Here is a 20,369-nt window from a genome sequence, read left to right as displayed (position 1 = left end):
AGCCTACATTTGATTCTCCTGCTGGAGCTTTCTGCCATGTCTGATCGTTACCTGAACTTCGCCAATTCCCCCACCGGTCGCCGCCTGGTCGGTGCCCTCGGCCTGCCCTCGCCGGTGCGGCTGGAGCGCTGGACGGCCGGGCGCATGCGGCCGGTCGACGGGGCGCTGCTGATCAGTGGCGGCGTGTTGGCCGAAGCCACCAGCACCTTTCTCAACCGTCTCACCGATCAGGCTTTTGCCAGCGAAGACGGCCTGTTCGGCCTGAGCCGCTGGACCGCCGAACACGGCCCCAAGCTCAAAGCGCTGGTGTTCGACGCCAGCGCCATCACCTCGGCCGATGAGTTGAAACAGCTGCGTGCGTTTTTCCAGCCGGCGCTCAAAGGGCTTGATATGTGTCCGCGCGTGGTCGTGCTGGGGCGTGCGCCGGAGTCGCTAAAGGACCCGTTCGCCGCCAGCGCCCAGCGCTCACTGGAAGGGTTCACCCGCTCGCTCGGCAAGGAAATCCGCCGTGGCGGCAGCGTGCAGTTGCTGTATGTGAGCAAGGGCGCCGAAGACCAGTTGGAAGGCGCGCTGCGGTTTTTCCTGTCGCCTAAAAGCGCTTACGTCTCCGGGCAAGTGGTGCGCCTGAATGCCAACAGCGCTCAGGTGAACGACTGGAGCCGCCCGCTCGGCGGCAAAACGGCTTTGGTGACGGGCGCCAGCCGTGGCATTGGCGCCTCCATCGCAGAAACCTTGGCCCGCGACGGCGCCAGCGTGGTGTTGCTGGATGTGCCAGCCATGAAAGAAGCGCTCGACGCCCTCGCCGCCCGCCTCGGTGGACGCAGCGTAGCGCTGGACATCTGCGCGCCGGACGCCGCCGAACACTTGCTCGCCGCCTTGCCAGATGGCGTTGATATCGTGGTGCACAACGCCGGCATTACTCGCGATAAAACCCTGGCAAAAATGAGCGACGCGTTCTGGGATTCGGTCATCGACGTTAACCTGCGCGCCCCGGAAATTCTCACCAAAGCGCTGCTCGATGGCGGCAAGCTCAACGACAACGGCCGCGTCGTGCTGCTCGCCTCCATCAGCGGCATCGCCGGCAACATGGGCCAGAGCAACTATGCAGTGAGCAAGGCTGGGCTAATCGGTTTGGCGGCGGCCTGGGCGCCGGCTCTGGCCAAGCGCGGCATCAGCATCAACGCCGTGGCGCCGGGCTTTATCGAAACGCAGATGACCGCGGCCATTCCGCTGACCATCCGCGAAGCCGGGCGGCGTATGAACTCGATGGGCCAAGGCGGCTTGCCGCAGGATGTCGCCGAGGCCGTGGCCTGGTTTGCCCAGCCCACCAGCGGCGGCGTAAGTGGGCAGGTGCTGCGCGTGTGCGGGCAGAGTTTGCTCGGCGCGTGACCTGGCAGGATCAGGACTTGCCGCGCTTTCTGAACTCAACGGGGGTTTCGCCAACCCAGCGTTTGAAGGCGCGGTAGAAGGTGCTGGGTTCGGAAAAACCGGTGCGTTCGACGATCACTTCGATGCGCTCGTCAGTCTTGAGCAGCAGCTCTTTCGCCAGCCGGCAGCGGTAGTCGGTCACCAAGTCGTTAAAGCGCACGCCGGCCATGGCCAGGCGCTCGCGCAGGCGCCGGGGCGGCATATTCAGGCGGCCCGCCACTTGTTCGAGCGTGGCGCCGCTGTCGACCAGCAACTCGCCGATCAATTCGCGCACCTGGCGCACCAAATCCAGCCGCTCCACTTCGGCCAACTGCCGGCGCGCCAGCGACTCGTGCATACGCAGCAGTTCGGGCGCAGCGTGGCGGGATGCGTGGTTCAGCACGTCGGCATCAAATTGCAGCGCGTAGCGGTCGGCGCCCAATTGCGCCGGGCAACCGTACACCTCGAGGTAACGGCTGGGCGCGGCGCCTTCGCTGTGGATAAGTTGCACCAGGCGCGGCTTGAACTGGCCTTCGGTGAGCGCGGCAAACAGGCGGATCACCGCGCCGGCGAGCATTTCGGGGAAGTGCCGGGGCACGCCGGCCGGCATGCCCAGCTCCAGCGTCGCGAGGTCGCCGTCAACGTCCAGGCTTGCGTTAAGGGTGTCCGAGAGTAAGCGCACGTAGCGCAAGGCGTGGCGCAGGCCGTCGCCGAAGGTTTCGCTGGAGAGAAACAGGTATTCCAGCAACAGACCGTGGAAGGCAGGCAGGTGCTGGGCCAGGTACAGGCCGACATCGTCTTCGCCACATTCTTCGCTGGCGGCTTTCCAGAACAACGCCTGCGCCGAATGGGGAAAGCGCCCGGCAGGCAAACCACCAGGCGGCAACCCAACCCGCGCCAGCACCCGATCAGGATCGGTTCCGCTGGCCCGCAGGGCGTCGATCACCGGGCGCATCAGCGCCACATCGTCGGTCAGATCACGCGTCATTTTAGGATTCTTATAGGTTCGTGAGGCGCGGCCATCTTAGGCAGTTTTGCCCCGCAGGCTCAAGGCCGCACATTTGCCGATTGGCTGGCCTGCCGGCGGCTCGGGCCGAGCGGCCAATGTGGCACGGCGTTGGCAGTCTAAGCTGCTGGCATTCGCGGTTTTTGTGAAAATCAGGAGGATGCTTATGACCACCACGTGGCTCGACCTACCCGCCCCCCCTGCCCTGCCGGGCTTGTTCGCGCGTGCCGCCGTGCGTCGGGGCGTGCGTGGGCAGACCTTGCCGGACCTGGGTTTGCGCTGCGCCGTAAACGTGGAGGCGAAGAAACTTGAGCGTTATCGCCAGCTCTGCGGCCTCAACGACGACGGCCATTTGCCGCCCGTTTATCCACATATCCTGGCGTTTCCCTTGCAAATGCAGCTGCTGACCGACAGCAGCTTTCCGTTTCCCTTGCTCGGCCTGGTGCATCTGGAAAACCGCATCCGTGGCGTGCGGCCTTTGGGCGGCATGGGGCCGTTTATTGCCAGCGTGCATGTAGAAAATCTGCAGCCACACGAAAAAGGCGCCGTGTTCAGCCTGGTCACCCGCCTGGAAGACCAGCTCGGTCTGCTGTGGGAAGGCGACAGCCGCATCCTCTGCCGTGGGGTAAAACTGTCGGGGCAGCCGGCTGAACGCAGCGAAGAAATTACCTTGCCGCTGGAAGACATTGCCCACTGGCAAGCGCCCGCCGATATCGGCCGCCGCTACGCCGCCGTGGCGGGCGATTACAACCCGATTCACCTGTCAGCCCTGAGCGCCAAGCTGTTCGGTTTCCCGCGCGCCATCGCACATGGTTTATGGAACAAGGGACGCGCCCTGGCCGCGCTCGGCGAGCGTCTGCCGGCCTCCGGCTATGTGGTCGATGTGCGCTTTCAAAAACCAGTGCTGCTGCCCAGTGCCGTCACCCTACAAGCGAGCAACCCGGCCAGCAGCGGCCAGTTCAAGCTGGTGGGCAACCACGACGTGCCGCACATGAGCGGTAGCTGGCGACTGATCTAGCCCCATGAAACAATGCGGCCCTTCTGCCCGGAGCGCCGCATGAACCTCGACGAACTCACCACCCGCCTGCACGCCATTCGTGACGCCAACGACTGGCGCGGTTTCCACAGCCCGAAAAACCTGGCCATGGCCGCCAGTGTGGAAATGGCGGAACTGGTGGAGATTTTTCAATGGCTAAGCGAGGACGAGTCGCGCCAGCTTCCGGCTGAAAAACTCGCTCATGCCGGCCAGGAAATCGGCGACGTCGTGCTGTATCTGCTGCTGATGTGCAGCGAACTCGGCCTCGACATGAATGAGGTGGTGCGCGCCAAACTTGCCGACAACGAGCGACGGTTCGCCAAATGAGTGATCGCCATTTCGACGAACTGGCCACCCGCTTCGCCGAGAAAATTTATGGCGGCGCGAAAGGGGCCATTCGCCTGGCCGTGCTCCAGGCTGACCTCGCCGAAGCGCTGCCCGACCGCCCGCTGCGTGTTCTGGATATCGGCGCCGGGCTTGGCCATATGTCGTTGTGGCTGGCTGAACGGGGCCACCACGTAACCGTGACCGAACCGGCAGAACCGATGCTGCAAGGCGCCCGCGAACGCTTCGCCGCAGCGGGTGTACCGGCCGAATTCATCCAGGCGCCATGGCAAGACTTGCTCGGTCAACTCACCGACCGCTACGACCTCGTGGTGTGCCACGCCGTGTTGGAGTGGCTCGCCGAGCCCCATGCCATTCTGCCGGTGTTGCACCAGCTCACCGCGCCGGGCGGCTGGCTGTCGCTGGCCTTTTACAACAAAGACGCGCTGATCTACCGCAACCTGCTCAAAGGCCATTTCCGCAAATTGCGCAAAGAAGAGTTCGCCGGCGAGAAACAAAGCCTCACGCCGCAGATGCCGCTTGACCCACGCGAACTGGCGACGCAACTCGCCACGGCTTGGCGAGTCGAAAGCCAGAGCGGCGTGCGGGTTTTTCACGACTACATGCCCAGCGACTTTCAGCACAAAGCGCAGTTGCTCGACCTGCTGGAAATGGAACTGGCTCACCGTCGCCATCCAAGTTTCATGGGCCTCGGCCGCTACCTGCATTGGATTTGCCGCCCGCTGTAACGCGGCGGCGCTGCCGTAAAAATGAGGTGCGCATGATGAACTGCCGTTTGCTTCTGCTGACCTGCTGCCTGGGCCTGGCGGCTTGCCAAAGCCAAAACCCCTACACCGCCACGTCCAACCCCCTGCCCCCGGCGCCAACAGCAGCGGCGCAGACGCTCGACCTGAGTGCTTATCCGGCGGCACCTCGTGATTACGGGCGCTACCAAACGTGGGCATGGGAGAACGGGCGCTTGCCCGGCGGTACGGCTGGCGCCACGCCGGAGCAGATGGCCGATATTCTCAGCAACAGCCTCGACCAACGCGGCCTGCGTCCGGCTCGCCAAGGCGCCGTAGCCGATGTGCAGGTGCGCGCCGATGTGCGTGTCGAACGGCGTCTGCGCCAGGAGCGCGACGACTACGGCTCGTATTACGGCCGCGGGCCATACGGCAACAATTACGGCGGTGTGTATGGCAGCGTTCCGGTCATGCGCACTTACGAAGAAGAGGTGCAGGTGGTGCGCATCGAGCTGATCGATGCGCGCAACCACCAAAGCATCTGGAATGGCAGCGCCGAAACCGCCCACCGTGGCAGCCAGAGCGAGCGCGTAGACGCGTTGCGCTCAGCCGTGAACAAAGCCCTCAGCGCGTATCCGCCTCGCTGAGTCATCACTACACTTCAGCGCAGCACCCGCGCTTTGAAGGGAGATTTGCCATGAAACGACTGCTGGTCATTCCCCTGCTTCTGCTGTTGGCCGCTTGCCAGAACGCCCAGCTCAATCAGGATTTCGACAAGAACCGCGACTTCGCCGCGTACCGCACCTTCACCTGGAAAGAGCCGGCCTTGCAGTACAGCCCGGATGATCCACGGATTAAAAGCGACCTCACTGAACAGCGCATTCGTGCGGCAGTCAGCGAGCAGCTCGATCAGCGCGGTGTGCGCTTGGCCCCGGCCGGCGGCAAAGGCGACGTGACCGTGCAAGCGTGGTTGATTGTCGAAAACCGTACCGATCAGGTGAGCACCACCTACGGTGGCGCCTGGGGCGGTTATTGGAATGGTTACTGGGGCGGCCCGGGATACACCGAAACCCGCAACGTCGACTACAAAGTCGGCACCGTGCAGGTTGATTTATTCGATGCCAAAGATGGCAAATTGGTGTGGCGCGGCAGCGCCGAGCAGATCGTGCGCAACAACCAATCCACACCGGTTGAGCGCGAGGCGGCGATTCGCGACACCGTGGCGAAAATCCTCAGCCAGTATCCGCCGCGCTGACTTCAGTGGCAGCGGCTTCAGCCGCGATGCTCTTGATCGATCTTAAAAGCATCGCGGCTAATCGGAATGCCGCCCAGCCGCTCCTACAGGGATCTTGCGCTAGCCGTTACTGTTCGCCAGTACGCTCACGCTCCATCGCTTCACCACTGGCGCGACGCTGATCTTCCAGCGTGCCGCCCGTGTTGGTTCCGCTGCCCGTGCCGGTGCCAATGCTGCCCGAGCCCTGGTTATTCATCTGGCCGCCATTCATGTTGCCGCCGTTGTTATTGGTGCCATTGGTATTGGTGTCGGCGCCGTTGTTGATGGTGCCGCTGCTGTTGGTGTTGTTGTTGTAGCCGTTGCTGTTGAAGCCATTGGTGTTCGAGCCGTTAGTGGTGGCGCCGCCGCTGTTCACGCCGTTGCCTGTGTTACCGGCGCCAGTTCCGCCTTGGCTCGCAGCCCCACCAGGGTTCGCGCCTTGGACCGCACGACCGGGCGCGCCACCATCCAAGGCAAAGCTTGAGGCGCTCGCGCTCAAGGCCAGTACAAATGCCGCGCCCAACAAGGCCGGCTTGCGATTGAATCGGTTCATCTGTCACTCCCCGAGCCGCAGGCTCATTGTCTGATGTACTCACGTTGGGCCGCTGCGCTACGCAGGAAGTGCAAGGTGTTTGACGAATGGTCGCTACGCGCACAGCGCAAAGCTGGCCAAGTGATAGCGTTTTGATATTTTTTTCACCGGCGAAGCACTATGCTCCGTGAATGCAGATTCCTGTGATCACAAAAAATGACCGACGCCGAATTACCGCGTTCACCCCAGGCCTTCGCCCTTTGGCGTGAAGTTCAAGACACTTGCGTGCGCACGCGCCTTGGCGGCATCTATTACCTACTGGCCTGGCTCCTGACGTGGCTGTTCAGCCCCGCGCCAGGTTCTCTGCTCATCACTGGTATCGCCGGCAGCCTGCTTTTCGCCGGGCTGATGACCGCACGCTTACTGCATACGCCGCCGCACGCTCAGAGTCAGGAACAGCTGCAACGCTGGCTCGACCGCCACTGGGGTTTGGTGCTGCTGACCGCGTTGTGCTGGGGCCAAGCCCACGCCTGGGCGCTGTACAGCGACGCTTTCGCCGACTCGGCCATGATCGCCACCCTCAGCACCGTGGCCTTCAGCACGGCGATGACCTTCAATTTCGCCATGCGCAAGAAGCGCGCGTTCATCGCCATTCTGCTGCTGTATGTACCCGGCCTGGCCGTGATGGCCTTGGACTGGCGCGACGGCCACACGCAGTTGGTGACGCTGTTGTTCTACCTCAGCTACTTGCTGCTGGCCCTGAACCGCAGCCACCGCGAGTACCTCGGCACGCTGAATTTGGAGCTGCGCCTGCTGCAGCAACAGGCCACGCTCGACCAACTGAGCCGCACCGATACGCTGACGCAGCTGGGCAACCGCTACCAATTCAACAGCCTGTTCCAGAACATGGTGGCCACCGCCAAGCGCACCGGCGAACCGCTGGCGCTGGTGCTGCTGGATATAGACTTTTTCAAGAAAGTGAACGACCAGCGCGGCCATTCCGGCGGCGATGCCTGCCTCAGTGAATTCGCCCAGCGCATGCGCCAGGTGTTTCGCCGTGACAGCGACGCGCTGTTGCGTTTGGGCGGTGAGGAGTTCGGCGTGCTTATGCCCAACACCTCGCTGGAACAGGCGCAAGCATTGGCCGAGCAGTTCCGCCAAGACCTGGCCAGCAACGGCATTGACCTACAGGGTGAGCACCTGCCGCTGACCACCAGCGTTGGCGTCGGTCGCTTCGATGCGAAGCGCGACCACGACGCCGAGCATTTCTTCCAGCGCGTCGACCGCGCGCTCTACCAAGCCAAAGCCAATGGCCGCGACCGCCTGGAAGTGGCGGCTACGGCTTAAGGCCGCTCGATCCCGTGCTTGTGCAACTTGCGGTACAGCGTGTTACGGCTGATGCCCAATTGCTCGGCCGTGCGGCTCATGTGCCAGTGCTGCTGATTGAGCGTCGCCAGCAAAGTACTGCGCTCGGCGGCGTTCAGCGGCGCCTCGGTCTGCAGGGTCGCCGGTCGTTGCCGCTGGCGCAGCTCAGCCGGTAACTCACTAAGGCTGATGCGCTCGCCCTCACACAAGGCCACCAGCGTGCGCAGCACATTGCGCAGCTGCCGAACATTGCCGGGCCAGGCGTAATCGAGCAGCGCCTGGCGCGCGTCGGCGTCCAAGCGCAGGGTTTGGCCCTGGCTTTCCTCAGCTAGCAAATGCGCCAGCAACTGCTCGCGGTCGCTACGCTCGCGCAACGGCGGCAGCGTTAGCACCAGGCCGTTGAGGCGGTAAAACAAGTCTTCGCGAAAACTGCCAGCGGCCACGTGTTCGCCCAGTTCGCGGTGCGTGGCGCTGATCACGCGTACGTTCACCGCCTGCGCCGTGCCGCCGATAGGCACCACTTCACGCTCTTCTAGCACGCGCAACAGGCGGGTTTGCATGGCCAGTGGCATGTCGCCGATTTCATCGAGAAACAGGGTGCCGCCGTCGGCCTGTTGCAGCTTGCCGCTCATGCCTTCCTTGCGCGCGCCGGTAAAACTGCCGCCGCGATACCCAAACAGCTCGCTCTCGATCAGGCTCTCCGGAATCGCCGCGCAGTTGAGCGCGACAAACGCCTTGCCAACACGCGAACTGGCCTGGTGAATGGCCTTGGCGAAGGCCTCTTTACCGGTGCCGGTTTCGCCGTTGATAAGCAGCGGCACGTCGCGCTCGTAAACCCGCAAGGCGCGACGAAACTCGCGCTGCAAGGCCACATCGGCCACGCACAAGCTGGCGGGAATGTCGGCCGGCAATTGCTTGCTGGCCAAGCGGCTGATGGACGGGCTGAGGGCGCTCGGTTGGCTGCGCGCCACCCCGCGTAGTTGGGCGAACAAGGCGCGGCCATTGTGGGTGCGCAGCGGCCAACTGCTGGCAAGGTTGGCGCGGCCTAGCAACTCGTCCAGACGGCAATCAAAAAAGCTTTCCAACGGCTTGCCGATCAGGTTGCCGCGCTGGTCGCCGAGCAGGTTCATGGCGCTCTGGTTCACCGCGCTGATGCGCCCGTCACCGTCGAACGCCAGCAGGCCTTCGCTGAACAACCCAACGTATTCGGCCTGCACGTGGAAGCGCAGCAAATACTGGCCCTCGAAGCGCCGCAGGAAATAGCAGCTCTCGATCATCTTGGCCGACAGGTTGACCAGCGCCATGGTGTGAAACTGGCTCTGGCGCGAAACGTCTGCGCGCGCCGACGACACGTCCAGCACGGCGAGCAAATCGCCCTGGCAGTCGAACACCGGACTGGCCGAGCAGGTGAGCCCGGTGTGCTGGCCGCGAAAGTGTTCGTCCTGGTGAATAGTCAGCGCCTGGCGTTCGATCAGGCAGGTGCCGATGCCGTTGGTGCCCTCGCAGGCTTCGCTCCAGTCGGCGCCCAGCCACAGGCCGGCGCGCTCGAAACTTTTGCGCTCAGAGTTGCCGGTCACGCTGTTAAGAATGACGCCGCGCGCATCGGTGAGCAGCACGGCATGACCGGCGCCGGCCAGTTGCTGATAGAGGCTGGTCATCTCGCCGCTGGCAATCTCCAGCACCTGCTGCAACCGCTCGCGACGTTCCAGCACGCGCGCATGTTCCAGCACGGTGGGCGCCATGGTTTGGCCGGGATCGAGGTGATGGTCCTGCAGACAGCGCAGCCACGAGCGGGCGATGGAGGGGTCGGCGGCAGGCCCGTCGAATTGGGCTTTGCCTTGGGCCAGCGTCATCACCTGTTGGGTGTGACGGTTGAATTGACTCTGCATTGTTATTGTTCTCCGCAGTGTGCGCTTGGCTGGTTATCGAGCGGTTTGCCGTTTCGAGCGCCAAGGCCGCGCTGAGCATAGCCTGCCCGCCGCGCGGCGGCTGTACCAAGAATGGGACAAACTGTCACCGCCGCTGTTGCATATCCGCCCGCTCATTAACCAATCGCGCCAAAGCCCCGGCGCAGAGCGGCCGCCAATCCGCTGTCAGCCGCCATTCGGGCGTTTTCAATGAGGCCTGGCTCAGGGCTTGCTCTACGCTTAACCCAGCGCAATTGAACGCGCTTCCTAAAAGCACAAAAAAGCCAGGAGAACTTCACCATGCAATACGCACATCCGGGCACCAGCGGCGCCATCGTTTCCTTCAAGAACCGCTACGGCAACTACATCAACGGTGAGTTCGTGGCCCCGGTAAAAGGCCAGTACTTCACCAATACTTCGCCGGTTAACGGCAAGCCTATCGCCGAATTCCCCCGCTCCACTGCCGAAGACATCGACAAAGCCCTCGACGCCGCCCACGCCGCCGCAGACGCCTGGGGCAAAACCTCGGCGCAAGACCGCGCGCTGGTGTTGCTGAAAATCGCCGACCGCATTGAAGCCAACCTCGAAGTGCTGGCCGTCACCGAAACCTGGGACAACGGCAAAGCGGTACGCGAAACCCTGAACGCTGACATTCCATTGGCTGCCGACCATTTCCGCTACTTCGCCGGCTGCCTGCGCGCGCAGGAAGGTTCGGCGGCAGAAATCACCGAACACACTGTGGCGTACCACATTCACGAACCGCTAGGCGTGGTCGGGCAGATCATTCCGTGGAACTTCCCCCTGCTCATGGCCGCCTGGAAACTCGCCCCGGCACTCGCCGCAGGCAACTGCGTGGTGCTCAAGCCCGCCGAGCAAACCCCGCTGGGCATTTGCGTGCTGCTGGAACTGGTTGGCGACTTGCTGCCACCGGGCGTACTCAATGTGGTGCAAGGCTTTGGCAAGGAAGCAGGCGAGGCGCTGGCCACCAGCAAACGCATCGCCAAAATCGCCTTCACCGGCTCGACGCCTGTGGGCTCGCACATCATGAAATGCGCGGCGGAAAACATTATTCCGAGCACCGTGGAGCTGGGCGGCAAGAGCCCGAATATCTTTTTCGAAGACATCATGCAGGCCGAGCCGAGCTTTATCGAAAAGGCCGCCGAAGGCTTGGTGCTGGCGTTCTTCAACCAGGGCGAAGTGTGCACCTGCCCGTCGCGCGCACTGGTGCAGGAGTCGATCTATCCGGCATTCATGCAGGAAGTGATGAAGAAGATCAGCCAGATCAAACGTGGCGACCCGCTCGACACCGACACCATGGTCGGCGCCCAGGCCTCCGAGCAGCAATTCGACAAAATTCTCTCGTACCTGGAAATCGCCAAAAGCGAAGGGGCAGAGCTGCTGACCGGCGGCAAGGTTGAGCAATTGTCGGGCGACCTGTCGTCGGGCTATTACATCCAGCCGACCCTGCTCAAGGGCAACAACAAAATGCGCGTGTTCCAGGAAGAAATCTTTGGCCCGGTGGTGAGCATTACCACCTTCAAAGATGAAGCCGAAGCGCTGGCGATTGCCAACGATACGGAGTTTGGCCTGGGCGCCGGCCTGTGGACGCGTGACATCAACCGCGCCTATCGCGTGGGCCGTGCCATCAAGGCGGGGCGCGTGTGGACCAACTGCTACCACCTGTATCCGGCGCATGCGGCCTTTGGCGGCTACAAGAAATCCGGCGTGGGGCGCGAGACGCACAAGATGATGTTGGACCACTACCAGCAGACCAAGAATTTGCTGGTGAGCTACGACATTAATCCGTTGGGGTTTTTCTAAGAGGCTGAACGGCCCCTCACCCCCAGCCCCTCTCCCGCAAGCGGGCGAGGGGAGCCAGTTCGCGTTTTGCCTGTAGACACCGATCTGCTCCCTCTCCCGCTTGCGGGAGAGGGTTGGGGTGAGGGTGCTTTTGCTGCACCATTTCCGCGCCCCACCACCCCTGCCTAAAACACCGACCCACCAGTCACTTCCACGCAAAAACCAAAAACGACCCACACCCTTTCCAAACGCGACCTTTTCCCACCGCGCCGCAACATTTTGTTGCGCCTGGCATGGCCGTTGCGTGATGGCACCTGTCTTTCTGAACGGTTCACCACTCAGGGCGGGTCCATACATGACTACAACAACACAACTAAAACCCACGCTTGGCACCCTGCATTTATGGGGCATTGCCGTAGGCCTGGTGATTTCCGGCGAGTACTTTGGCTGGAGCTATGGCTGGGGCACCGCTGGCACGTTGGGCTTTCTCGTCACCGCATTGATGGTGGCGGCGATGTACACCTGTTTTATCTTCAGCTTCACCGAACTGACCACCGCCATTCCCCACGCCGGCGGCCCGTTCGCGTACAGCCGTCGTGCCTTCGGCGAGAAGGCGGGCTTGATTGCCGGCCTGGCCACGCTGATCGAGTTCGTGTTCGCGCCACCCGCCATTGCCATGGCTATCGGTGCTTACCTGAACGTGCAGTTCCCGGCACTGGACCCCAAGCACGCCGCCGTCGGCGCGTACTTTGTGTTTATGACCTTGAACATTCTCGGCGTGCGCATCGCCGCCACCTTCGAGTTGGTGGTCACCGTGCTCGCCGTGGCTGAACTGCTGGTGTTTATGGGCGTTGTGGCGCCGGGCTTCAGCTTCAGTAACTTCGTGCTCAACGGCTGGTCTGGCCAGAACGAGTTCAGCGCGGCGTCGATTTCCGGCATCTTCGCGGCCATTCCGTTTGCCATCTGGTTCTTCCTGGCCATCGAAGGCGCGGCCATGGCGGCCGAGGAAGCGAAAGACCCGAAACGCACCATCCCTAAAGCCTATATCAGCGGCATTCTGACCCTGGTGTTCCTCGCCGTGGGCGTGATGATCATGGCCGGTGGCGTAGGCGACTGGACCAAGCTCTCAGGCATCAACGACCCGCTGCCACAAGCGATGAAAGCCGTGGTCGGGGAAAACTCCGGCTGGATGCACATGCTGGTGTGGATCGGCCTGTTCGGCCTGGTGGCGAGCTTCCACGGCATCATCCTCGGTTACTCCCGTCAGTTCTTCGCCCTGGCCCGCGCTGGCTACTTGCCTAAAGGCCTGGCGAAACTGTCGCGCTTCCAGACACCGCACCGCGCCATCATCGTCGGCGGCCTGGTGGGCATCGCCGCCATCTACAGCGACGGCCTGATTAACCTCCAGGGCATGAGCCTGACTGCCGCGATGATCACCATGTCGGTGTTCGGCGCCATCGTGATGTACATCATCAGCATGCTCAGCCTGTTCAAGCTGCGTAAATCCGAGCCGAACCTGGAGCGCACCTTCCGCGCGCCGGGCTATCCGATCATCCCAGGCATTGCCCTGGCGCTGGCATTGGTGTGTCTGGTGGCGATGGCCTACTTCAACCCCACCATTGGCTTGATCTTCCTGGGCTTCATGGCGGTGGGCTTCGTCTACTTCCTGTTGACCGCTACCCAGCGCGCCAACGCGCCAGCAGACGCCATGCTCAACGGCGTCTGATCGCCCGTCTTTAATCAACGTTCGACCTGGGCCCGCATTGCGGGCCCAGTCTTTGCAGCGAGAAAAAGTGAAGCAAGCCCCATCTGCGATGCGCTTACCGGCTAAGGTTTCAGAACACTCATGTTTTAAAACCAAGCACATGGCAAATGGGCTTTTGCAGCCACAAGAAGGAGTGCCTATGGCCAGTTTTTCCCACGCAGTGGGCAACGAAACCTATCGGTTCGACAGCCTCAAGGAAGTAATGGCCAAGGCCAGCCCCGCGCGCTCGGGCGACTACCTGGCTGAAGTTGCGGCCAGCAACGACGGCGAGCGCGTCGCCGCGCAAATGGCCCTGGCGGATATCCCGCTCAAACACTTTCTCGATGAAGCGCTGATTCCGTATGAACAGGATGAAGTCACCCGCCTGATCATCGACACCCACGACGCCCTCGCCTTCGCCCCGGTCAGTCACCTGACCGTGGGTGGCTTTCGCGACTGGTTGCTCAGTGACCACGCCAACGAGAACAGCTTGCGCGCGCTGGCGCCGGGGCTGACGCCGGAGATGGCAGCGGCGGTGTCTAAAATAATGCGGGTGCAGGATCTGGTGTTGGTGGCGCAGAAGATTCGCGTGGTCACGCAATTTCGCGGCACGCTGGGTTTGCAGGGGCGTTTGTCCACCCGCTTGCAGCCGAACCACCCCACTGACGAGCCCGCCGGCATTGCCGCGAGCATTCTTGACGGCCTGCTGTACGGCAATGGCGACGCCATGATCGGCATCAACCCGGCCACCGACAGCATCGCTTCGATCTGCGCCATGTTGGAAATGCTCGACGCCATCATTCAGCGCTACGAAATCCCCACCCAGGCCTGCGTGCTGACCCACGTCACCACCTCGATTGCCGCCATTGAACGCGGCGTGCCGCTGGACCTGGTGTTTCAGTCCATCGCCGGCACCGAGGCGGCCAATGCCAGTTTCGGCATCAGCCTGAACGTGCTGCAAGAAGGCTACGAAGCGGGGCTGAGCCTCAAGCGCGGCACGCTGGGCAACAACCTGATGTATTTCGAAACCGGCCAGGGCAGCGCGCTGTCGGCCAACGCGCACCACGGCGTTGACCAACAAACCTGCGAAACCCGCGCCTATGCGGTGGCGCGGCATTTCAAGCCGTTTCTGGTCAACACCGTGGTCGGCTTTATCGGCCCGGAGTACCTGTACAACGGCAAGCAGATCATTCGCGCCGGGCTGGAAGATCACTTCTGCGGCAAGTTGCTGGGCGTGCCGATGGGTTGCGACATTTGCTACACCAACCATGCCGAGGCCGATCAGGACGACATGGACACGCTGCTGACCTTGCTGGGCGTGGCGGGCATCAACTTCATCATGGGCATTCCGGGCTCGGACGACATCATGCTCAATTACCAGACCACCTCGTTTCACGACGCGCTGTATGCCCGGCAAACCCTGGGCCTGCGCCCGGCGCCGGAGTTCGAAGCCTGGCTGCAACGCATGGGCATCTTCACCCAGGCCGATGGCCGCGTGCGCTTTGGCGAGCAGCTGCCGCCCGCGTTTCGCCAAGCGTTGGCGCAGTTGAATTAATTTCCGCCCCACCTGTGGGAGAGGCTTCAGCCTTGATGTTTGTGCTTTAAGAGCATCGAGGCTGAAGCCTCTCCCACAGGTCGCGTAAGGACGAACGATGGAAAACGAAATCACCGGCAGCATCGACAACCCCTGGCAGGAATTACGCCGCCTCACGCCAGCGCGCATCGCCTTGGGCCGCGCCGGCACCAGCCTGCCAACCCGTGCGCAACTCGATTTCCAATTCGCCCACGCCCAGGCGCGCGATGCCGTGCACCTGCCGTTCGACCACGCCGTCCTCAGCGCGCAACTGGCCGAACGTGGGAGCGACACGCTGCTGCTGCACAGCGCCGCCGCCGACCGCCACAGTTACCTGCAACGGCCAGACCTGGGCCGTAAGCTCAACGAGGAATCGGCGCAAGCCTTGCGCGACTATGCCCAGGCCAACCCCGGCGGCGTTGACCTGGCCATTGTCATCGCCGATGGCCTCTCCGCCTTGGCGGTGCATCGCCACAGCCTGCCGTTTTTGCAGCGTTTTGAAGAACAGGCGGCGGCCGATAACTGGAGCCTGTCGCCGGTGGTGCTGGTGGAACAGGGACGCGTGGCGGTGGCCGACGAAGTGGGGCAGCTGCTGGGCGCCAAGATGGTGGTGATCCTAATCGGCGAACGGCCGGGGTTGAGCTCGCCCGACAGCCTGGGCCTGTACTTCACCTATGCGCCCAAGGTGGGTTTGACCGATGCCTACCGCAACTGCATTTCCAATGTGCGCCTCGAAGGCCTGAGTTATGGCATGGCGGCCCATCGCCTGCTGTACTTGATGCGCGAGGCGTGTCGGCGGCAGTTGTCTGGCGTGCACCTTAAGGACGAAGCCGAAGTGCACAGCCTGGATTCGGAAAACCCTCAGGACATGCGCCACAACTTCTTACTCGACGCACCGAAGTCATAACCGCCACCGTCAGAATCAAACGCTTGCTTGGATTGCGCTTTCTAGCCACCACAGGCAGCATCTCGGCAACCCTGGCCGTGCCCCGCGCCGCCAGCGCAGCCCTTATTCATTGCAGTCGAGGCCACCATGCGCATTGTCCAAGCCACTCTGGAACACCTGGATCTGTTGACGCCGTTGTTCGTCAAATACCGCGAGTTCTATGGTGAGCTGCCGTTCCCGGACTCCTCGCGCAAATTTCTGGAAGTGCGCCTGCGCCGTAAAGAGTCCGTCATTTACCTGGCCCTGGCGGACGACGAAGACAAGCTGATGGGCTTTTGCCAGCTGTACCCGAGCTATTCCTCGCTGTCGCTCAAACGTGTGTGGATTCTCAACGACATCTATGTGGCCGAAGACGCGCGCCGGCAGTTGGTGGCGGATCGTCTGCTGCAAACGGCGAAGAAAATGGCCAAGGAAACCAACGCCGTGCGCATGCGCGTGTCCACCAGCAGCAACAACGAGGTGGCGCAGAAGGTGTACGAGTCCATCGGTTTTCGCGAAGACAGCCAATTCAAAAACTACGTGCTGCCCATCAACAGCGACTGACTTAAACCGTTCATACGGCCGCGCTAGGCTCAAGCGCGGCGTCAAGCGTGGGCGCTGCAATATGGGGCGCACCAACGCAGGGCAGTGAATTAGGCGGGTTGGCCATCGGTCGTTTCGACAGACATCTGTTGCAACAAACTGCAGCGCGACCCCCAGACCTTGCTCTTATAATGCCGACCGACCTACCGGCTATCGAACGCCAGTGCTCTTTTCCCTCAGCGCAATAGGCGTCATATGGAATTCAACCCGATTGATCTGATTCTGCACCTGGACAATTACCTGGCCGTGCTGGTGGCCAACTATGGCGTGTGGATTTACGCCATCTTGTTCCTGGTTATTTTTTGCGAAACCGGCCTGGTGGTGATGCCGTTTTTGCCAGGCGACTCGCTGCTGTTTATCGCCGGCGCCATGTGCGCCACCGGCAGCATGGACCCGGTGCTGCTGGCCGGCCTGCTGATGTTCGCCGCCGTGCTGGGCGATAGCACCAACTATGTGATCGGGCGAAATGTGGGCGAGCGGCTGTTCAGCAACCCCAAATCGAAAATCTTCCGCCGCGACTACCTGCAACGCACCCACGACTTCTACGACCGCCACGGCGGCAAAACCGTAACCCTGGCGCGCTTCCTGCCCATCGTCCGTACCTTCGCGCCTTTCGTTGCGGGCATCGGCCGTATGCCGTATCTGCGTTTCCTCGGCTTCAGCGCCTTGGGCACCGTGGCGTGGGTAGGCGGTTTGGTGACGTTGGGCTACTTCTTCGGCAACGCGCCGTTTGTGAAAGACAACCTGTCACTGATGATTCTCGTGGTGATCGGCTTGAGCTTGCTGCCCATGGTGATTGGCTGGCTGCACCATCGCCTGCGCCCGGAAGCCGCGCCCGACTCGGCCAACTGATCAGCCCGCGCCATGTGGTTTCTTCGCGGCTGGCGTGAGCGTCGGATTCTTGAAAAGCACCCGGTCCCGCCCCAAAGCTGGGCGCGGGTGGTGCGGCGGTTGCCGATACTCGAAGGCTTGAGTGACGAGGAATTGCAGCGACTGAAGCGTCGCGCCGTGCTGTTCATTCACGCCAAACGCCTGACCGCCCTGCCCGGCGTCGAGCTGCACGGTGACGATCGCCTGCACCTCGCCGCCCTCGCCCAATTGCCGTTGCTGCACTTGCCGGACCTCGACTGGTATCAGGGCTTCCATGAGATCGTGCTGTACCCCGGCGACTTCGTCAGCCCTCAACGCCATCGCGACCCCAACGGCATCGAGCATGAGTGGGACGGCGAGCACAGCGGCGAAGCGTGGCTGCAAGGCCCGGTGATTCTCGCCTGGCCCGGCGTGCTCAGCAGCGGCAACTGGGACGGCTACAACCTGGTGATTCACGAACTGGCGCACAAGCTGGACATGCTCAACGGCGATGCCAATGGCTTGCCGCCGCTGCATCGCTCGATGCGCCTGGAAGAATGGTCGAGCGCCATGCAAAGCGCGTACGACGACCTGAACCGCCAACTGGATGACAACCCCGACGCCGAAACCGCCATCGACCCCTACGCGGCCGAAAACCCGGCGGAGTTCTTTGCCGTCACCAGCGAATACTTCTTTAGCGCCCCGGATCAGCTGATGCAGGCCTACCCAAATGTGTACGTGCAACTGCAAACGTTCTACCGACAAGACCCGCTTCAACGACTGCGCCGCCTCGAACAGCACGCCGTTTCAGGGCAGAACGAGACCAACGGCTGAGTCGCCAAGCATGGTAACGGCGGGCGAATATGCCTATAATCGCGCCCACTTTTTGGCCGGTAACCGGCCAAGTTTGATTGGCCAACCTAGGGAAGCGAACCCATGAGCTACAGCAAGATCCCGGCCGGCAAAGACCTGCCGAACGACATCTACGTCGCCATCGAGATTCCGGCCAACCACGCGCCGATCAAATACGAAATCGACAAAGACAGCGACTGCCTGTTCGTCGACCGTTTCATGGCCACCCCCATGTTCTACCCAGCCAACTACGGCTACATCCCCAACACCCTGGCGGATGACGGCGACCCCCTCGACGTATTGGTCGTTACCCCGTACCCAGTTTCCCCAGGCGCAGTGATTCGCGCGCGCCCAGTCGGCGTTCTGCACATGACCGACGAAGCCGGCGGCGACGCCAAACTGATCGCCGTACCACACGACAAGCTGTCGCAGCTGTATGTCGACATCAAGGAATACACCGACCTGCCCCCGCTGTTGCTTGAGCAAATCAAGCACTTCTTCGAGAACTACAAAGATCTCGAGAAAGGCAAATGGGTCAAGGTTGAAGGCTGGGGCAACGCGGAAGCGGCCCGTGCTGAGATTTTGAAGGCGGTTGCGGCTTACCAAAAATAAGCCAAAACAGCCCACAAAAAGCCGGCCACAAGCCGGCTTTTCGTTATTAAGCGATTGGCTGCGCGTCGGCGGGGCTGCGTTAAAAAAAGGTTTTGAATGCTCATGGGCTACAGCCCACTGCGCTTCAAAACCTTTTTTTGCTCGGCCTGACTAGGATTGCCCCGCTCTAGCTCGCTCAATCTTGAGATGTGCTGGAGCGACTATTTTTTAGAAACTCGCTTCCGTTTTTTTGTAGGAGCGGCTTTAGCCGCGATGCTCTTAGCAGCGCCCCCATTCCTCTAAGCAAACGCCCCCACTCGCTCCGCATTTTCCTGCGTCGCCGCAAACATACTCACGGCTTCCACTGCCCCACTGGCGCCATCGCGGATTTGTACGATTACGGCGCCGGCCTGGTCGGCGAGGGTGACGCCGTGGTTTGCCACTTCCTGGGTCAGGTTCATGCTGGTCACGGCTTCGCGGGTTTCTTTGAGAATCTGCCCGATCAGTTCGGCGATCTCGGCGGTGGAGCCGCTGGTGCGCCCGGCCAGTTGCCGCACTTCGTCGGCCACCACGGCAAAACCTCGGCCCTGATCGCCCGCCCGTGCTGCTTCAATAGCGGCGTTAAGCGCGAGCAGGTTGGTTTGGTCGGCGATGCCGCGAATGGTGTTAACGATGGCGGTGATTTGCTCGGAACGTGCGCCCAGTTGCGTGATGAGCTTGGCCGAAGCGCCGATGTTTTCGGCGATCTGACGCATTTCCCGCGCGGTTTCCTGAATCACTTGCGTACCGTGTTCGGCGGTTTTCTCGGTTTCAGCGGAGATGTGATAAGCACGCGAGGCGCTGCGGGCGTCGTTCTGTTGTTTTTCGACACGCTCGGTGATGTCGCTGGCGAACTTCACGATTTTGCACAGCTTGCCTTCGGCGTCGTACACCGGGTTGTAGGTCGCTTCCAACCACACCACCCGACCATGTTTGGCCAATCGCTTGAACTGCCCACCGCGAATTTCGCCGCGATTCAGCCCGCGCCAAAGGTCGGCATATTCCGCGCTCTTGACCAGCGCCGCCTCGCAAAACAGTTTGTGCGGCTTGCCGACAATCTCATTAAGGCCGTAGCCCATGGTGTGCACGAAGTTTTCGTTGGCCGTGAGAATGTTGCCGTGCAGATCGAACTCCACAATCGCCATGGCCCGATCAATCGCCACCAGCTTGGCGCGGGCATCGCGCTCGCGAATGAGTTTCTCGGTGACGTCCATGGCGTACTTCACCACCTTCAGCACGCGGCCATTGGCATCCAGCACCGGGTTGTAGCTGGCTTCCAACCACACGTTCTGGCCTTTGCTATCCAGGCGCTGAAAGGTGCCGGAAACAAATTCACCCGCCCGCAGCGCCGTCCAGAAATCACTGTATTGCTTGCTGCCGACATGGGCAGGCGTGCAGAACTCGCGATGCGCTTTGCCCGCCACTTGGTCGGCGCGGTAACCCATCACGTTCAAAAAATTCTGATTGGCGCGGATAACCCGGCCTTCCAAATCAAACTCTACAACCGCCATCGAGCGCTCCAGCGCAGCCATCAATCCTTTGAATCCCTCCACTTCAGCCGTCCTGGCTGTCAGCTCAAGCTTCAAATTCTTGGAAAACATTGCATGACCTCATTCATGGAGTCGGGCGGCGGTGTAGGGAAATGGGTGGCCGACTGACATCAGCGCGACATTATCAAAATACTTGTACAAACCGAATGCCCTCGTACAAGTATTTTGATTGGGGTAGACGAGCGGCACACGACGCTCGGCAGACACGCAGCTGGCGCAGCGAAGGGAGGGAAATACACCTGTGCGAAAA

18 protein-coding genes and 2 pseudogenes are annotated in these 20,369 nt (G+C 61.8%); 15 read left to right on the top strand and 5 right to left on the bottom strand.

The genetic code is table 11. The features are described 5' to 3' along the window. Nucleotides 1-36: 36 nt before the first annotated feature. Entirely contained in the window at nt 37-1,389 is a 1,353-nt protein-coding gene (locus ACZZZU_RS17520) for a 3-oxoacyl-ACP reductase (RefSeq protein WP_463551320.1), read from the top strand. 10 nt (nt 1,390-1,399) lie between these two features. Here the strand turns inward: ACZZZU_RS17520 and ACZZZU_RS17515 are convergent, their stop codons facing one another. Further along, the gene (locus tag ACZZZU_RS17515; protein WP_463551319.1) at nt 1,400-2,395 is read right to left on the bottom strand and encodes an AraC family transcriptional regulator; all 996 of its coding nucleotides are present in this window, start codon (nt 2,393-2,395) and stop codon (nt 1,400-1,402) included. Nucleotides 2,396-2,579: 184 nt separating this feature from the next. Here ACZZZU_RS17515 and ACZZZU_RS17510 point away from each other — a divergent pair, with 184 nt between their 5' ends. Genes ACZZZU_RS17510 through ACZZZU_RS17490 form a run of 5 tightly spaced genes read left to right on the top strand, consistent with a single transcriptional unit; the run spans nt 2,580 to nt 5,771 of the window. Then, nucleotides 2,580-3,431, top strand: a complete 852-nt coding sequence (locus ACZZZU_RS17510; protein ID WP_463551318.1) for a MaoC family dehydratase — start codon at nt 2,580-2,582, stop codon at nt 3,429-3,431. A gap of 39 nt (nt 3,432-3,470) precedes the next feature. After that, nucleotides 3,471-3,776: a nucleotide pyrophosphohydrolase gene (locus ACZZZU_RS17505; protein WP_122493460.1), complete on the top strand. Its 306-nt coding sequence runs from the start codon at nt 3,471-3,473 to the stop codon at nt 3,774-3,776. Then, entirely contained in the window at nt 3,773-4,522 is a 750-nt protein-coding gene (locus ACZZZU_RS17500; protein WP_463381603.1) for a methyltransferase domain-containing protein, read from the top strand. Before ACZZZU_RS17505 ends, ACZZZU_RS17500 begins: the two co-directional genes overlap by 4 nt. 35 nt (nt 4,523-4,557) lie before the next feature. After that, nucleotides 4,558-5,163, top strand: a complete 606-nt coding sequence (locus ACZZZU_RS17495; RefSeq protein WP_463552150.1) for a DUF4136 domain-containing protein — start codon at nt 4,558-4,560, stop codon at nt 5,161-5,163. Nucleotides 5,164-5,213: 50 nt separating this feature from the next. Next, the gene (locus ACZZZU_RS17490) at nt 5,214-5,771 is read left to right on the top strand and encodes a DUF4136 domain-containing protein (RefSeq protein WP_463551317.1); all 558 of its coding nucleotides are present in this window, start codon (nt 5,214-5,216) and stop codon (nt 5,769-5,771) included. Nucleotides 5,772-5,877: 106 nt separating this feature from the next. Here the strand turns inward: ACZZZU_RS17490 and ACZZZU_RS17485 are convergent, their stop codons facing one another. Then, nucleotides 5,878-6,342: a hypothetical protein gene (locus ACZZZU_RS17485; protein ID WP_463551316.1), complete on the bottom strand. Its 465-nt coding sequence runs from the start codon at nt 6,340-6,342 to the stop codon at nt 5,878-5,880. 195 nt (nt 6,343-6,537) lie between these two features. Here ACZZZU_RS17485 and ACZZZU_RS17480 point away from each other — a divergent pair, with 195 nt between their 5' ends. Then, nucleotides 6,538-7,668: a GGDEF domain-containing protein gene (locus tag ACZZZU_RS17480; protein WP_463551315.1), complete on the top strand. Its 1,131-nt coding sequence runs from the start codon at nt 6,538-6,540 to the stop codon at nt 7,666-7,668. On the opposite strand, the gene ACZZZU_RS17475 is transcribed toward ACZZZU_RS17480, so the two are convergent. Beyond that, entirely contained in the window at nt 7,665-9,575 is a 1,911-nt protein-coding gene (locus ACZZZU_RS17475; RefSeq protein WP_463551314.1) for a sigma-54-dependent Fis family transcriptional regulator, read from the bottom strand. The two genes, ACZZZU_RS17480 and ACZZZU_RS17475, sit on opposite strands and share 4 nt — an antisense overlap. A gap of 318 nt (nt 9,576-9,893) precedes the next feature. Between ACZZZU_RS17475 and exaC the strand changes: the two genes are divergently transcribed. The 8 genes from exaC (at nt 9,894) to ppa (ending at nt 18,551) form a co-directional block, all read left to right on the top strand. Then, on the top strand, nt 9,894-11,414 hold the full coding sequence (gene exaC, locus ACZZZU_RS17470; RefSeq protein WP_463551313.1) for an acetaldehyde dehydrogenase ExaC: 1,521 nt from the start codon (nt 9,894-9,896) through the stop codon (nt 11,412-11,414). 334 nt (nt 11,415-11,748) lie between these two features. Next, complete coding sequence (eat, locus tag ACZZZU_RS17465) at nt 11,749-13,119, top strand: ethanolamine permease (protein ID WP_463551312.1); 1,371 nt, start codon at nt 11,749-11,751, stop codon at nt 13,117-13,119. Between the two features lie 178 nt (nt 13,120-13,297). Further along, a complete protein-coding gene (locus ACZZZU_RS17460; protein WP_463551311.1) occupies nt 13,298-14,692 on the top strand; it encodes an ethanolamine ammonia-lyase subunit EutB in 1,395 nt (464 codons plus the stop codon). 97 nt (nt 14,693-14,789) lie between these two features. After that, the gene (eutC, locus tag ACZZZU_RS17455; RefSeq protein WP_463551310.1) at nt 14,790-15,617 is read left to right on the top strand and encodes an ethanolamine ammonia-lyase subunit EutC; all 828 of its coding nucleotides are present in this window, start codon (nt 14,790-14,792) and stop codon (nt 15,615-15,617) included. Between the two features lie 126 nt (nt 15,618-15,743). Beyond that, nucleotides 15,744-16,199, top strand: a complete 456-nt coding sequence (locus tag ACZZZU_RS17450; RefSeq protein WP_122453926.1) for a GNAT family N-acetyltransferase — start codon at nt 15,744-15,746, stop codon at nt 16,197-16,199. 234 nt (nt 16,200-16,433) lie between these two features. Then, on the top strand, nt 16,434-17,090 hold the full coding sequence (locus ACZZZU_RS17445) for a DedA family protein (protein WP_122493470.1): 657 nt from the start codon (nt 16,434-16,436) through the stop codon (nt 17,088-17,090). Nucleotides 17,091-17,102: 12 nt separating this feature from the next. After that, nucleotides 17,103-17,921 carry a M90 family metallopeptidase gene (locus ACZZZU_RS17440; RefSeq protein WP_463551309.1) on the top strand — a complete coding sequence of 273 codons (819 nt, stop codon included), beginning with the start codon at nt 17,103-17,105 and terminating at the stop codon, nt 17,919-17,921. 102 nt (nt 17,922-18,023) lie between these two features. Continuing rightward, nucleotides 18,024-18,551, top strand: a complete 528-nt coding sequence (ppa, locus tag ACZZZU_RS17435; RefSeq protein WP_122453923.1) for an inorganic diphosphatase — start codon at nt 18,024-18,026, stop codon at nt 18,549-18,551. A 278-nt stretch (nt 18,552-18,829) separates the two neighbouring features. Here ppa and ACZZZU_RS17430 read toward each other — a convergent pair. Continuing rightward, nucleotides 18,830-19,291, bottom strand: a pseudogene (locus ACZZZU_RS17430) (methyl-accepting chemotaxis protein); the annotation flags it as partial. A 105-nt stretch (nt 19,292-19,396) separates the two neighbouring features. After that, nucleotides 19,397-20,101 (bottom strand): annotated as a pseudogene (locus ACZZZU_RS17425) (PAS domain-containing protein); the annotation flags it as partial. Nucleotides 20,102-20,369 lie beyond the last annotated feature (268 nt).

It is taken from the genome of Pseudomonas sp. AC136, from assembly GCF_979258585.1.
Note: the sequence above shows the minus strand (reverse complement) of the source record. Positions and strands in the feature narration are given on the sequence as shown.

What these genes read in the sequence shown, in the direction of transcription:
- ACZZZU_RS17520 (WP_463551320.1), top strand. Translation starts at nt 37, where the DNA reads ATGTCTGATCGTTACCTGAACTTCGCCAATTCCCCCACCGGTCGCCGC.
- ACZZZU_RS17515 (WP_463551319.1), bottom strand. Translation starts at nt 2,395, where the DNA reads ATGACGCGTGATCTGACCGACGATGTGGCGCTGATGCGCCCGGTGATC.
- ACZZZU_RS17510 (WP_463551318.1), top strand. Translation starts at nt 2,580, where the DNA reads ATGACCACCACGTGGCTCGACCTACCCGCCCCCCCTGCCCTGCCGGGC.
- ACZZZU_RS17505 (WP_122493460.1), top strand. Translation starts at nt 3,471, where the DNA reads ATGAACCTCGACGAACTCACCACCCGCCTGCACGCCATTCGTGACGCC.
- ACZZZU_RS17500 (WP_463381603.1), top strand. Translation starts at nt 3,773, where the DNA reads ATGAGTGATCGCCATTTCGACGAACTGGCCACCCGCTTCGCCGAGAAA.
- ACZZZU_RS17495 (WP_463552150.1), top strand. Translation starts at nt 4,558, where the DNA reads ATGAACTGCCGTTTGCTTCTGCTGACCTGCTGCCTGGGCCTGGCGGCT.
- ACZZZU_RS17490 (WP_463551317.1), top strand. Translation starts at nt 5,214, where the DNA reads ATGAAACGACTGCTGGTCATTCCCCTGCTTCTGCTGTTGGCCGCTTGC.
- ACZZZU_RS17485 (WP_463551316.1), bottom strand. Translation starts at nt 6,342, where the DNA reads ATGAACCGATTCAATCGCAAGCCGGCCTTGTTGGGCGCGGCATTTGTA.
- ACZZZU_RS17480 (WP_463551315.1), top strand. Translation starts at nt 6,538, where the DNA reads ATGACCGACGCCGAATTACCGCGTTCACCCCAGGCCTTCGCCCTTTGG.
- ACZZZU_RS17475 (WP_463551314.1), bottom strand. Translation starts at nt 9,575, where the DNA reads ATGCAGAGTCAATTCAACCGTCACACCCAACAGGTGATGACGCTGGCC.
- exaC (WP_463551313.1), top strand. Translation starts at nt 9,894, where the DNA reads ATGCAATACGCACATCCGGGCACCAGCGGCGCCATCGTTTCCTTCAAG.
- eat (WP_463551312.1), top strand. Translation starts at nt 11,749, where the DNA reads ATGACTACAACAACACAACTAAAACCCACGCTTGGCACCCTGCATTTA.
- ACZZZU_RS17460 (WP_463551311.1), top strand. Translation starts at nt 13,298, where the DNA reads ATGGCCAGTTTTTCCCACGCAGTGGGCAACGAAACCTATCGGTTCGAC.
- eutC (WP_463551310.1), top strand. Translation starts at nt 14,790, where the DNA reads ATGGAAAACGAAATCACCGGCAGCATCGACAACCCCTGGCAGGAATTA.
- ACZZZU_RS17450 (WP_122453926.1), top strand. Translation starts at nt 15,744, where the DNA reads ATGCGCATTGTCCAAGCCACTCTGGAACACCTGGATCTGTTGACGCCG.
- ACZZZU_RS17445 (WP_122493470.1), top strand. Translation starts at nt 16,434, where the DNA reads ATGGAATTCAACCCGATTGATCTGATTCTGCACCTGGACAATTACCTG.
- ACZZZU_RS17440 (WP_463551309.1), top strand. Translation starts at nt 17,103, where the DNA reads ATGTGGTTTCTTCGCGGCTGGCGTGAGCGTCGGATTCTTGAAAAGCAC.
- ppa (WP_122453923.1), top strand. Translation starts at nt 18,024, where the DNA reads ATGAGCTACAGCAAGATCCCGGCCGGCAAAGACCTGCCGAACGACATC.